At 52.6% G+C, this 13132-nt stretch carries 14 protein-coding genes; 7 read left to right on the top strand and 7 right to left on the bottom strand.

Annotated elements, in window-relative coordinates:
• Nucleotides 1–107 precede the first annotated feature (107 nt).
• The 5 genes from C8R31_RS06650 to C8R31_RS06630 all read left to right on the top strand — a co-directional run bounded on the left by C8R31_RS06650 (nucleotide 108) and on the right by C8R31_RS06630 (nucleotide 4222).
• The gene (locus C8R31_RS06650; RefSeq protein ID WP_107693249.1) at nucleotides 108–338 is read left to right on the top strand and encodes a PEP-CTERM sorting domain-containing protein; all 231 of its coding nucleotides are present in this window, start codon (nucleotides 108–110) and stop codon (nucleotides 336–338) included.
• Nucleotides 339–798: 460 nt separating this feature from the next.
• A complete protein-coding gene (locus tag C8R31_RS06645; RefSeq protein WP_181320473.1) occupies nucleotides 799–1998 on the top strand; it encodes a glycosyltransferase in 1200 nt (399 codons plus the stop codon).
• Nucleotides 1999–2306: 308 nt separating this feature from the next.
• Complete coding sequence (locus C8R31_RS06640) at nucleotides 2307–2606, top strand: hypothetical protein (protein ID WP_107693247.1); 300 nt, start codon at nucleotides 2307–2309, stop codon at nucleotides 2604–2606.
• Nucleotides 2607–3440: 834 nt separating this feature from the next.
• Complete coding sequence (locus C8R31_RS06635) at nucleotides 3441–3716, top strand: hypothetical protein (RefSeq protein ID WP_146164572.1); 276 nt, start codon at nucleotides 3441–3443, stop codon at nucleotides 3714–3716.
• A gap of 122 nt (nucleotides 3717–3838) precedes the next feature.
• Nucleotides 3839–4222, top strand: a complete 384-nt coding sequence (locus C8R31_RS06630; RefSeq protein ID WP_107693245.1) for a hypothetical protein — start codon at nucleotides 3839–3841, stop codon at nucleotides 4220–4222.
• 263 nt (nucleotides 4223–4485) lie between these two features.
• Here the strand turns inward: C8R31_RS06630 and C8R31_RS06625 are convergent, their stop codons facing one another.
• On the bottom strand, nucleotides 4486–4725 hold the full coding sequence (locus C8R31_RS06625; protein ID WP_107693244.1) for a hypothetical protein: 240 nt from the start codon (nucleotides 4723–4725) through the stop codon (nucleotides 4486–4488).
• Nucleotides 4726–5371: 646 nt separating this feature from the next.
• Between C8R31_RS06625 and C8R31_RS06620 the strand changes: the two genes are divergently transcribed.
• Nucleotides 5372–5836, top strand: coding sequence for a KGG domain-containing protein (locus tag C8R31_RS06620; protein ID WP_258192595.1), 465 nt, complete (start codon nucleotides 5372–5374; stop codon nucleotides 5834–5836).
• Between the two features lie 45 nt (nucleotides 5837–5881).
• On the opposite strand, the gene C8R31_RS06615 is transcribed toward C8R31_RS06620, so the two are convergent.
• The 6 genes from C8R31_RS06615 to C8R31_RS06590 form a co-directional block, all read right to left on the bottom strand.
• Nucleotides 5882–6757, bottom strand: coding sequence for a DUF72 domain-containing protein (locus C8R31_RS06615; protein WP_107693242.1), 876 nt, complete (start codon nucleotides 6755–6757; stop codon nucleotides 5882–5884).
• Between the two features lie 6 nt (nucleotides 6758–6763).
• Nucleotides 6764–7105, bottom strand: coding sequence for a cupin domain-containing protein (locus C8R31_RS06610; protein ID WP_107693241.1), 342 nt, complete (start codon nucleotides 7103–7105; stop codon nucleotides 6764–6766).
• 167 nt (nucleotides 7106–7272) lie between these two features.
• Nucleotides 7273–7902, bottom strand: coding sequence for a UdgX family uracil-DNA binding protein (locus C8R31_RS06605; protein ID WP_107693240.1), 630 nt, complete (start codon nucleotides 7900–7902; stop codon nucleotides 7273–7275).
• Between the two features lie 43 nt (nucleotides 7903–7945).
• Nucleotides 7946–9652, bottom strand: a complete 1707-nt coding sequence (locus C8R31_RS06600; protein WP_107693239.1) for an ATP-binding protein — start codon at nucleotides 9650–9652, stop codon at nucleotides 7946–7948.
• A 50-nt stretch (nucleotides 9653–9702) separates the two neighbouring features.
• Complete coding sequence (locus C8R31_RS06595; RefSeq protein ID WP_107693238.1) at nucleotides 9703–10116, bottom strand: response regulator; 414 nt, start codon at nucleotides 10114–10116, stop codon at nucleotides 9703–9705.
• Nucleotides 10117–10131: 15 nt separating this feature from the next.
• Nucleotides 10132–12024: a Tar ligand binding domain-containing protein gene (locus C8R31_RS06590; protein ID WP_107693237.1), complete on the bottom strand. Its 1893-nt coding sequence runs from the start codon at nucleotides 12022–12024 to the stop codon at nucleotides 10132–10134.
• Between the two features lie 460 nt (nucleotides 12025–12484).
• Between C8R31_RS06590 and C8R31_RS06585 the strand changes: the two genes are divergently transcribed.
• Nucleotides 12485–13069, top strand: coding sequence for a CHRD domain-containing protein (locus tag C8R31_RS06585; RefSeq protein WP_181320472.1), 585 nt, complete (start codon nucleotides 12485–12487; stop codon nucleotides 13067–13069).
• Nucleotides 13070–13132: the final 63 nt, after the last annotated feature.

The following is a 13132-nucleotide window of genomic DNA, read 5'->3' as shown; positions in this document are numbered from 1 at the left end:
AGCAAAAGTAGCAAAAGATATCGGCGGAAGATTTCGATTTAAAGTTGTAACGATGCATTCGGAACCAAACCCACGTATAAGCCTTTCAACCTCGCTGATGGCGGGGAATGTATCTCATACTGCATCCCAAGGGTTCCAGGGATTGGCGGCTTAATGCCCAAAACTTTGGTGGGCGAAATTCCCACTGGGCGCTTGATATTCTTAATGTGAGCAGCGCTTATGTTGCGACGCCCTATGTGCCTGCCGTCCCTGAACCTGAAACATACGCAATGTTTATGGCAGGGTTGGGAGTGATGGCATGGCGGCTTCGCCGTGCGAAGAGAAAAAACCCGTTATAACGTTAAGCAAGTCCGCAACCCGCTTCGGCGGGTTTTTTATTTCCGAGCTCTACCCTTTGCCCATTCGCGTACGCTTTTCCTTTGCCGAAGATCGGTTCTCGTGCGACCTAATTTTAATCCAATCAAACCTCCGCCCACGAAAGCTATCACCGCCATTAGTATCCATTCCATAGGCCCTCCCATAATGTTGAATCCGATGATAGCCCTTTCGAATATCTAAATCCAATCTTTAGAATCCTTGATAGTAAGCTCAGCAGTGGACAGTATGCCGGGCGAATTTAACATCCAGCACTACCTGTAAGATTTGACAGCTACTTTGAGGCGCTATTCCGTTATCTAATGTCATACCTTGCGGCACATAGCGGTATTTGGCCTTGCCCACTGACAAGTCTCCGTCGAAGCTCATGATTTCCGAAGTCAGCCGATGTACCTTGGCGACTTGCTCACCGCACCGGTACTCATGAATATATTAATCACCAACAATACCCTCGCAACCTTGGGAGGTAGTGAGTGGGTGGTGGTTGAACTCGCAAGGGCCTTATCTTCTCGAGGACATCAGGTTGCGGCATGCAGTTCGCAAATAGCCGAAGCGGGAACGATGCTAAAAGGGATGTCGATCCCAGTCATTCCTGATCCATTTGATTCTCCATTCAAGCCTGATGTAATTCATGGCCAGCATCATTTAGATACGGTGCGTGCCCTGTGTGCTTTTCCTGATGTCCCGGCCATCTATCATTGCCATGGATATCTACCCTGGGTTGAAGATCCGCCGGTTCATCCACGAATCCGGTATTACGTTGGGATGTCCTCAGTGGTTTCGGAACGTATTCGCTTCTCACTGGGTTTATCTGATCGAGACGTCATGACGATTCCAAATTGGGTTGACCTTGATCGGTTTCGTTTTGTACGTGATCCGAGGCATAAACCTCGGAAGGCCTTGCTTTACTTGAGGAGTTTTGATCGCCATAGCTGGCACGCATCCCAGCTCTGCCAAGCCTTTGAATGGATGGGTATAAAGCTGGATCTTTGGATGCCGCAGCGAGAGACACGTGCGCCTGAGGTCGTGCTACCCCAGTACGACATTGTGCTTGCTTCCGGCCGATCAGCAATTGAGGCGATGGCTTCTGGATGTGCTGTCTTGCCAATTAGCCCTTCCGCCTGCCTTGACCTTGTTGATCTAACCAACTTTGATTTCTTCCAAAGTCAAAATTTTTCGCCAAGACTGAGCACAGGCCAGTTTAATGCTGAATCCATAGTTCGCGCTGTTTCTTCGTACAATCCTGAGCACGTCAAAGCTGTAACCGAGGCCGTCAGGAGCAGATGCACGCTTAGCGCGGCGACCGACGCTCTGGAATCTTTGTATCTAAGGACAGTTGAGGGGTTCAGTGATCAATATCCTCTTCCTTCGGCGAGATTTACTAATGAGCTGCATGCTATGGCTAACTATATTCAATCCCTGATGCCAATGGTGAGGGACCGTGAGCGGTTGCTTTTGGAGAATAACCATATTCAACAGGTAATCGCCGTGCAGGAGCAGACGATAACAGCGCTCCATAGATCCAACTCAATGCGCATAACCAAACCAATACGAGTAATAAGCAATTTGCTAAGACGTCTTAGGAGTACTAAGCCCAACCCAGGGGAGTCTTTAGGGAGCTGAGAGAATGAAAGGGCATCGAATAGGCTTCATCCGGCAGCAGTGTCTACAAAAATCCAGTACCGGCAGCGTGAATCAAGGGGTAGCCAAGTGACGGCTTGGGGCCCGCAACCGGTGTCATCCGGTGTTCTCGCCTGCAATACTGATGAAATATCCCATAGCGGGGGTTTAAACAAGAATGAAACTGCGGCGATGAGGGTTAGGTCGAACCATCCACGATTTCGCGTGAAGGAGACGTGTGGTAGCGTACGGTTTCTATTTCATATATTACATAGACTGTTATCTCAACCCTGTTATATAAAGGAGCCGCCATGAAACATCTTTTTTCCTCAAAAAGTAAGAAGCTTCAGGCGATAATTCTTATCAACGCCTTGATTCTGGGTTTCACAGGTATGGTTCATGCTCAGTCGCAAAATCCTAAAGGTGAAAACACGCAAAAACCGGTGATAACCGAAGAAAAGCCTGCGAATAAGAACGGTGCAACGAACGAAGGGAGAATAACGGGAAAGAAGCAATCGAAGCAGGAGCCGGGAAAGGACACAGGGAATTATAAAGGTGCTCAGCCGCCTCAAGGCGGTCGGTTAGGTCAAGGTCCAGACCATCCCGATTGAGCCCAGTACCAAGTCTGATCCCGAAATAAAAACCCTCGCATTACACAGTTGGGCATTTGCCGCCCCAGGCGCCCTAGTGATCATTAGGGATCGAAACCCCGAATATGACTGGACGCCCGGCACTTACCGGTCGAATCAATAGGTCGAATCAATAGCGTTTCATTGGCGAGTATATGCAAACGGCAAAATGCCCGTTGGCAATGCGAACCGCCACCTGCGTGAATGCTTCGGCAGGCGAATCCATCTTCGTCCCCAAATACGGCCGCTCTCGGTCAGCGGCTCATATAAAAGATATTATCCGCAGCTTCGAATGCGACGTTTTGCCGTGGGTAGGCGGGCCTCAGATTAGCCACGATACCGCACCGTATTGTTTTAGTAATGCGCCGGATTGAAGGGATGCGCTAGAAACGGCACGTTGGGCAGTGGCAAACCGCGAGTCAGGTCCTCCGATATGTGATAGCGATAGCGGCCCAGATAGAAAGACCTGAAAGGCATAACCCACATACCGTATATCTATATAACTGGTTAACCATATAACTTGATATCAGCGGGGCGAGCTCGGGGGCAAATTACCACTCGGGTCACGGGCCTTATGGTCGTGATTCCAAGGCCCTGGCAAAATATAATGGTGCCTATTATTTTCTACGACCTGGTGCAGCATATCGTGGCGGGAACTTTGCACCGGATAATGACTAAAAGAGCAAACCTCGACGGTTGAATTAGCGAAGCATAACTCTTTAACAGAATAATAGAGCTAGCAAGATAGGATCACAGGTCAACTCGAGCAGGAGGCCGTGGAGTATGTTAAAAACCTGCAAGATTCAGGAGAAAAAAATGCATTCACTGTACAACGCTGACATCTACCCGGATGAGATCCGGCAAATGATATTGGAATCGGGCCAGATTGGGATCGAGATCGCAAACCGGTGGATGATGGGGTGGCCGAAGAGAGTCGTGAACCTCCTGATCCAGGACATGTACGAGGACGTGTTTCAGCATCAGCTTCTTCAGGAACAGGATGTGATAGCCAGAGCATCCAACCTCAGCCATCTGGCGCCGATCGAGATCGTCGTGATGTCGGGGCTGAGTCTGGAGCCCCCGGAAGTGTAGAAGATACCGCCATCGTGGAACCTGCAACCTTTTCATCTCCGCTCCGCGCCGTACTTCCAGGCATTCGCCCTCTCGTAAGATCCCGCATCAAGAGTACTCTCGGGAAGTAGGATGGGAAAAACTTGTCCACACTACTGGGTTCACGCAAGGGAATTGATTCAGGGACGCGCGCCTCGGACACCGAGAATAAGTGGTTCCGCGTAAGGCAACGTCGGGCCTGCAAAGCCGGGGTCGCGGATGATTCGAACCCCTTTCCGTATAACTATCCTGGCAAATCAAATAACGTTCTGACGCCCGCGCAATTGGGAATTTTTTATCGTCTATTCGTTCAACCAGAGCTATTACTGTTTTCCCACGGGGGTGCGCTCGCATCTTTGGGACATCTGCTGCAAGGGCATATCGGTTCGTTGCCGCGCGGTGTCCGCGAATTTCCCGGTGTTCTTGGGGCAGGGGAATGGGCCGCGTTCTCTATGCGTTATCGTCTTGGGGACTTAAATCATGCGTAAGCGCTGCGAGCGCCTCTTCGTGCACGTAAGGCAGCAGCGACTCGCAACACCAGAAAATGGGGAAACTTTTGTGGGTGAGGGCTCCTGCTCTCGTGCTTGTCTAAAGGACATAATCCGTCATCTCGTGCTCGATTTTGCGGCTCAAAGTTTTTATTATGAATCGATTGCCCTGTCCCCAGTGCAACGATATAAGCATCAGTTCCAGTTCTTCAGCTTTTCGATCAAGCTGATATTCAACGATGCCGATCCTTCACCACCAAGGCTTAACTGCCGGCCATTTGATCACCCAAATCAGGGTTGAGTGGAGCGATGCCCACGCTGGGTCCCGTGCTAGCTGCCCAAAGCACCATCGACTCGGGAAAGCCCACGAGGGATTCTTCATGTACGTAGGTATTCGATGCTCCAGAATGCGTTCGGGCGACAAGCGGAAGATGTGAGACAACATTTTTCATACGCTCTATGTGGCCTTCCTTGGTTCGTATGTAAACAGCATATGACGGCATGACTGCACTCCTGTGGTGGTAACTTCAAGTGGCAAGTGTATTGAAGATGTGTTGCAGGACTTTTACCACTAATCGGATATTCATGCATCCAACGGAATAGTCCATTATCCTTTTCACCTCTATCTGCCTTGTTGGCGCAGCGGGGTCACATGAGGCTGGAAGGGAGCGGGTCCGCTCGGGCCGGGGTTGACAGCGATAGGGAATGACGCGCTGTGAATGAGATTACTCAAATCAACGGTTCGGGCGACCTGGAGATTTGGAAACCGGGTGACCAAGCTGTTAGCTTCAGAATTTAGGGCGGGGTGCGACACAAGCGGATTCAGGGGCTTCGGCTAATTATCTCCTAAAACCGTGGATGGAGGACATGCAGAGTCGTATCAATGAGCGCCTCCAGGTCGTTCTTTAAATTCTGCTCCACCATCCAACTTTTTCTCCGCTCCGTTTTGGCACCTCTCACCCCGCCAATCGCACAGGCTCCTCATTATGTTTGCTTCCGAACAGAGCGAAGTGTTTCCGCCCACTAGCATTCAGGCATTCTCTGGCTTTTAACTCTAATAATGGAGATAGAAAATCCGAGACATATAGGGAATCTTAAGTAAATTGCATGTCTCGGGAAATTATTGAAATAATCCATGATAGGAGATTTATGATGGCGACAAATAGAGAAAAAACTGGCGAAGAGCGGGGTGGTGGAGGTGGCGGGACGAGTAAGCGCGGCTTCGCCTCTATGGATGCAGAAAGACAGCGTCAAATAGCCAGCCAAGGCGGAAAGGCCGCTCATGAAAAGGGCACGGCTCACGAGTTTGACTCAGCGGAAGCGCGCGAGGCCGGCCGGAAAGGTGGAAAGGCCGCTCATGAAAAGGGCACGGCTCACGAGTTTGATTCAGCGGAAGCGCGCGAGGCCGGCCGGAAAGGCGGAAAGGCCGCGCATGAGAAGGGCACGGCTCACGAGTTTGACTCGGAAGAGGCCCGCGAAGCGGGCAAAAAAGGCGGGGAGGCCCGGGGCAAGGCTGCCTCACGTGATGATGAAACGAAATCCTCTTCTTCATCGCGGGGTCGTTCATCCACACAGCACGCCAAAGCGGGTAGCCAAAGCTATAAAAACCATTAATAGTTCGGTGTACGGAGGGGGGGAATTTCCCCCTTTTTTGTTTGTTTATTTAGTTAGGTCAAGTTTTTCTATCAGTGCCTTGGCGTCAAACGGTGCCTTGACTTTGATATCGTTGTCAAAATAGCAGTAGACATCTCTGGGGCATTGTTTTGGTTTAAATCCCGTCGAGATGAGATGCGCATCATCCGGCTGAAAACCGGCACGCCAGGCCTCGATCCGCGCTGCCCAGCGATTCAATGCCTCATCGGTATAGCCGCTTGCATAAAGTTCCTTATCGCCATGCAAGCGAAGGTAGAGAAAATCAGCGGTGACATCCTCGCGGTAAGGCCATTTGCCTGCAGTATCGGCAACGACTAATGCAACGTTATGCTCGTGCAGCATTTGTACAAACGATTCGTCGATAAAGCTCTCGTGCCGAATTTCGACCGCGTGGCGCAACGGTCGCGGCGCGTCGATCGCGAGCCGTACCCGCCCCACCATGCGGGCCTCGCGATGGCGGGCAAGGCTCAGCGCCTGTTCCGTATCCTGAGGTAAAAGCTCAAGGAATTGCTTCATTCTTTCTGGATCAAAACGAAAGCTTGGCGGGAATTGCCACAGGATGGGGCCAAGTTTCTCTCTGAGGTTGAATAAGCCGGATGCGAAGAAATTGGCGAGCGGCGCATCAATATCGCGCAGGCGGCGTATATGGGTTATATACCGCGCCCCTTTTACGCTGAAAATAAAGCCGGTCGGTGTTTGTTCGTACCAGTGCTGAAAACTTTCAGGTGTTTGCAGAGAGTAGAACGTACCGTTAATCTCTATGGTGGGAAATTCTCTAGATGCGTATTCCAGCTCCCTGTGCTGGGGAAGACCAGGAGGATAAAAAACACCGCGCCACGGAGGATAGCGCCAACCGGAAATTCCGACAAATGCTGAGCTCATCGGGCATCACCTCCGTGCCGGCGGCAGTTCTTCCCCGTCCTTGCCATAGGCAGGCGGCAGGTAGATATTCAGGGTTCGGAGCAGATCATCGCCGTTGTTGCGGATTTCGTGCTCATCGCACCGTTCAATCAGCATGAGCGTACCCTCGCCCAGGGAATAGCGTTTCCCATTTACGGTTGCGATACCGGTCCCGGAGACCACATAGAGCCACTGGTCTGCCCCCCGATGGCGGTTTTCCGGGCCCCCTTCCGCCTGCCCGGGCGGCAGGACCATCTCCGTGGCCTGCGAAAAACGATTACCCGGGATGACGCGAAACCCACTTTCGAACTGAAGATTCTTTCGTTTCATTGCATCTCCTTTCCCAGCGCGACTAAAAAAAATTAAGCAGCGCCGGGAAAATAATGCCCGCCGGGTTGGAAGAAGTCGGTTACTTACCGCACAGGCCTATTCGTCGAGCATCTGGCAGTTGCCAAGCACGACGGGCAAGCGCTGCTGGATATCCGCATGGAACAACATCACCGCAAGAAGGGCCTTGCGAGCTTGAGATCGTCAAGAAAGCGTTCGTATTCGTCGTCTTTGTCCTGCTCCGGCACGCGCAACAGGAATGATGGATGCACGGTAATCAGCAACGATACCCCCCGCGCATATTCAGTCACTTTTCCCCGGCTAGCCATGATAGGGGCAGGGCGGCCAAGCACTGAACGTACCGCCGTAGCCCCCATGGCTACGATGAGGCTCGGGGTGACCAGCTCGATTTCCCTTTTCAGCCAGCCATGGCAGGCGGCGATTTCCGCATCCACTGGTTTCTTGTGCATTCGGCGCTTGCCGCGAAGCTCGAACTTAAAATGTTTTACCGCGTTGGTTATATAAACACGGTCGCGCGGAATGCCAGCCGCCGTCAGCGCTCGAGTCAGAAGTTGACCGGCGGGACCGACGAACGGGTGCCCTGTAACATCTTCCTGGTCCCCAGGCTGCTCGCCTACAAGCATCACCGGAGCGCCGGAAGGCCCTTCGCCGAAGACCGTCTGAGTGGCATGCTCCCATAGCGGGCAAGCCTGGCAACCCATCGCAGCGTCTCGCAACGCTTCAATCGTATTCCCGGCATACTCCGCGGGGTTGGGGGCATATCCGGATGTAGCTTTCATGTCGGTTGAGCCTTCCAGCTCAGCGGCAAGGATCAGAAACTGCTTACCGCTTCGCGGTCAACTTTTCAATTTTGCTTTCGCCCGTGGCGACTTGAGGGGGGCTCTCTGAGATCAGTTCGAACCAGAATACGCTACCGGTGCCGACAGTACTTTCCACCCCGATCTGGCCCCCCATCAATTCGACCAGTTGTTTGGTCACGACTAGTCCAATGCCTGTGCCTTCGACGGAGCCACTCTCTTGCCCGAGCCGATTGAACTGTTGAAAAAGCTGCGTCATCTTGTCCGGCGTAAGGCCGGGCCCCGTGTCCCGTATGCTTATACGGACGCGGTCCGCCCCACCCTGACAACTCACTTCGACTGTGCCACCCTCACGGTTATATTTGATGGCATTCGACAAGAGGTTGATCAGCACCTGCTTAACCCGGGTACGATCGGCCCTGACAAACCGATGCACATCCAGTGGCGGAAAGATCAGCTTTATGCCGCGTTCTTGTGCTTGCGGCTCGATCATGGTCCTGCATTCGAGCATGACATCGGTCATGGACATCGGTTCAGGCGAAACCACCAGCTTGCCCGATTCGATTGTGGCGAGATCGAGTATCTTGTTGATCAGCTCCAGCAAATACCATCCCGCGGAGTTAATCTCCTTGAGCATGGTCATCTGGTTGAAGGTCGGCGGCGGCGAGCTTGACTCGAGCAACTGAGCGAACCCAAGCATGACATTGAGCGGGGAACGCAATTCATGGCTCATGCTGGAAAGAAACTCGGATTTCGCGAGATTTGCTTTTTCCGCTTCGGTTTTGGCTTTGGTCAGCTCCGCTTCGATCAGCTTGCGTTCGGCGATATCGCATCGCAGTTCGTCATTCAACTTCGCCAGCTCATCCGTACGTCGCGCCACCAGTTCCTCGAGGCGAAAGCGGTGTTGCCGCAGTTCCTCTTCAGATTGCTTGCTTTCGGTGATGTCGACCAGAATACCCTGGAGAAACAGCGACCGTCCCGATTCGTCCCGCACTACGCTGGCTTCGTCTCGAAACCACAGGACTTTTCCGTCGGCTGTAAGCAGACGGTATTCACAGCGCAATGGAGCGCCTGTTTCCTGGCTCTTCGCCCGCTCCTCAAGCGTGCGTTCCCGGTCGTCCGAGTGAGTTTGCGCAAGCAGGATATCCGGATTGTCGAGCCATTTTTCCGAAGGAAACCCGAGGGTTTCGATGCGGGAGCTGACGTAGAGGAACCGATTGGTGCCATCAAGCGCGGCGATATATACGATCGCCGGTATGGTTTCGACCAAAGAGCGGTATTTAGCCTCGGCCTGCGCGAGTTTCTCTTCTGCATTTTTTTTTTCGAGCAGGACCTTCCGTTCTCCCAGCACGCGCTGGATGACGGCGGGCAGCAATTCCAGATATTGCTGCTCCATGTCCTTGATCAGATAATCGCGTGCCCCTCGCTTCATCGCTTCCACGGCGATTGTGGCGTTGTCCGTTCCGGTCAGCATCATAACGGGAATGGAAATATCGCCCGTGTCGTCAGCGAGCGCGGCCAGGAACTCGAGACCGTTCAAGTCCGGCAGGTGATAGTCGAGCAGGACGCAGTCCGGCCTTTGCTCATGGGCGAGTTGCAACCCCTCGTGACCGGATTCGGCTTCGGAAAGCACGAATTCATAGTCCGGATCCCGAGCAAGCACTCGCCGGCAAGCCATGCGATCTACCGCATCGTCCTCGACCAAAAGTACACGGATCAGCGGCTTAGTCATGGAAAAAATTTGCTATAGCGAAAATCAGATCGTCCCCCGCGGAATTTTCGTTATGGCATTTCGCTGATGGTCCAATAAGCATCGATTGAACGCATCACTTCGACGAATTGCCGGTAATCGACGGGCTTTGCCATATAGCCCGCTACCCCCATGTTGAAACTGTTCAACTTGTCCTGCTGCTCTTCGGACGTGGTCAGCACAACTACCGGAATGCGCCTGAATTGCTCATCCTGTTTAACCACGTGGAGGAACTCGATTCCGTTCATGATAGGCATGTTGAGATCAAGCAAAATAATGCATGGTTTTTCGCTTTCCCGATCCCGCAGGTAGGCTAGCGCCTCCTCGCCGTTTTCGACGTTCACCAGCGGGTTCGTTACGTGAATCTCCTTGAGCGCGCGAATTACGGTCATGGTATCCACTTGATCATCTTCCACCAGGAGAATGGGCTTGTTGGTTATTTTCACTTCGCTTTTCCTATATTAGATTGGAATTGGTGCGGTTTTAGGCAGGGTGAAGAAAAACGTGCTGCCTTCCCCCGGCCGGGATTCGAGCCAGATCCGGCCGCCGTAAATTTCCACGATTTTTTTAACTAAAGCCAGCCCAACCCCGGTACTTTCGATTCGATCACGAGGCGCCAGCGTCTGAAATAGCTGGAAAATCTTGTCGTAATGGCGTGACTCGATCCCAGGCCCATTATCACTAACGCTGAATTTCCACTGGTTGCCCTCGTCGTTGCAAGCGATGCGAATTTCGCCCCTAGGCTTGTCCATATATTTTATGGCATTCGAAAGCAGATTCTGGAATATCTGCTGAACACGAGTCGGCTCCGCTACTATGGTGGGCATGGGCGCTTCAATCTCTATGGTAACATTCTCCGGTGGAGCGATGAGTTCGATTACCTCACGAATCACGCGTCCCACGTCCATTGCCACGGGCGCTTCTTTAACTCGCCCCACGCGGGAATATTGCAAAATACCGTCGATGAGATTTCCCATGCGGTGAACCCTGCTGACAAGGAGACGGAGGTGTTCCTTGCCCTGGTCATCCAATTTATCCGCATAATCCGTCGCAAGCCAGTCGGCCAATGCGCCAATAGCGCGGAGGGGCGCCTTCAGGTCATGTGACACCACGTAGGCAAAGCTTTTCAACTCTTCGTTAGCGCTTTCCAGTTCGTTCATCAAACGCGCTTTTTGTTCTTCTGCGAGCTTGCGCTGGCTGATGTCGCGCATGATGATGACGAACATGTGAGCTTCCTCGGCGTGCATTTCGACCACGGCGAGATCGAGGGGGAACGTGGCGCCATTCTTGCGCTGCCCGGCCACTTCCGAGGGGGCGCCGAATGCTCTCGACCGCCTCGCCAGGAAAGCTTTGAGATGTTCAGCATCCCCGTCCTGGCTGTGTTCCTGCTGGGGAAGGAGCAGGCTGATATTTTGCCCCATGATTTCCTTTGCCGTATAGCCAAAAATCAGCTCCGCTGCGGGATTAAACGTTTTAATCACGCCATATTGATTTACCGACGCAATGCCGTCGATCATATTGTTCAGCAAGGCACGGGTGTGCGCCTCGCTTGCGCGGACCTGGCCGATGGTATCCACCAGGCTGTCCCGCATTTCCTTGAGGGCTTGCATAAGCTGGCCGACTTCGTCGTTCGAGCGAACGTCGATTTCTTGAGTCAGATTCCCGGCTGCAACCGCTCGTGCGATCTTCACGACATTCTCCAGCGGCTTGGAAATGGCGCGGGTGAATACCCGGCTTATCAGCACAGTCAGTAGCAGTGCAATGATTATTGAAGCAACGAGAATATTGGTAATAGTCGAGTAACGGTTCTGTTCCCGGTTGTATTCGCGCCCAGCCTCATCGAGCTGTAGCATGACGAGTGCTTCGATACTTGCGCCGACCGGCCTATACAGCGGCCGAATTTTTTCGACTAGAAGCCGGTGTGCTTCTCCGATTTTATTTGCCCGTAGAGCGACAGCTGCTGGAACTATCCCCTCATGAAGAAAGATCTCACGGTCGGCTTGAAACTTCAAAGCCAGCTTTCGCTCCTCGTCGGTTAGGTGGGTGAGCATGTACCGTTCCCACGTTCGGTTTATTCTTTCAATGTTCTTCTCTACGAGAGCCGTTTTCTCTTCAACGATCTCGGGGGTCGGCAAAAGCAAGGCAGATGTTATAGCCAAGCGGTTTTGCAGCAGGAGCGATTCGATATACCCCACCTGTTTGAGCGGAATCGCGCGATCGTGGTAGACGGTTTCCAGCCCACCGATAGCATTGCTCATACCGAAGAGACCGAGCATCTGGCTACCCAGCAGAAAAGCAACCAGGATAGACAGGATGAAAACGAGCCGGGTTCGGATGGTCAGGTTTTTAAACATACACGCGTGAGAAAATTTCCAACTCCATTTTGTGGTAGTTTCACTCAGTGAGGCTCATCATTGCCAATATTACCCCTGCGAGCAGAAGTGAAAAAGGATTCTTTGACCTAATTTCAATCGCACACAATAAATAAGAACGCGGTTATTACCACACGGCAGTCCGAGAGACCGCACGAGAGATGGCATTTTTGCGGAGTCCAGGGGATATGCTTTGGAGAACTCATGGAGCCAGCGCCGGCGAAGCCCCGCTGCTGTAGCCACGCTTTCGAAGCCGTTAATGAGCCTGGATCATACGGGCAGCATAGCGGCAGCGGGGAGTGCCCACGGTGTCCAAATGGTCTATTGAAAAACCGCCTCGGAAATGTACTATCCTGTATTGAGTCCTGTTCAATAATTCATCGATGACTCGTTAGTGGAATACTGCTGTCCCGGCAATTCCTAAATATAAAGGAGGATAATCATGAAATACAGTTCTTTGGTCGCAGGATTTCTATTTGCGGCGCTCGCTCTGCCAGCGGCCGCTCAGTCAGTATACACAACCGTACTAAGGGGATCTGCGGAAGAACCGGCGAATGAATCTCCAGCAACCGGTACCGCGACCGTCACGGTCGATACCACGAACTTCACGATGCGGGTTGAGGAAACGTTTAGCGGCCTGGTTGCAGGGAATACTGCTTCCCATATTCATTGTTGCACAGCTACTCCTCTTGCTGGAAACGTAGGTGTAGCTACCACCACGCCCACATTTACCGGTTTCCCCACGGGCACGACGTCAGGCGTTTATGATCATACGTTTGACATGACGGACCCTTCCAGCTACAACCCGTCATTCATCACTGACCATGGCGGCACCGCGTCGGGCGCATTCGATGCGCTGGTGGCAGGGTTAAATAGTGGGAGCGCTTACGCGAACATCCATTCCAGCACATTTCAGGCTGGCGAGATTCGCGGTTTCCTGACGCTGGTGCCCGAACCCGAAAGCTACGCGATGCTGCTTGCCGGGCTTGGAATCATCAGCATCCTGGCGCGCCGCCGCAGAGTTTGAATATCAGTTGACTTTATAAGTAGACTTTATGTACAGCAAAGGGAGCGTTTTTTTCGCCCCCTT

The organism is Nitrosospira sp. Nsp2 (assembly GCF_003050965.1).
In the GTDB taxonomy this organism is placed as follows: domain Bacteria; phylum Pseudomonadota; class Gammaproteobacteria; order Burkholderiales; family Nitrosomonadaceae; genus Nitrosospira.
Note: the sequence above shows the minus strand (reverse complement) of the source record. Positions and strands in the feature narration are given on the sequence as shown.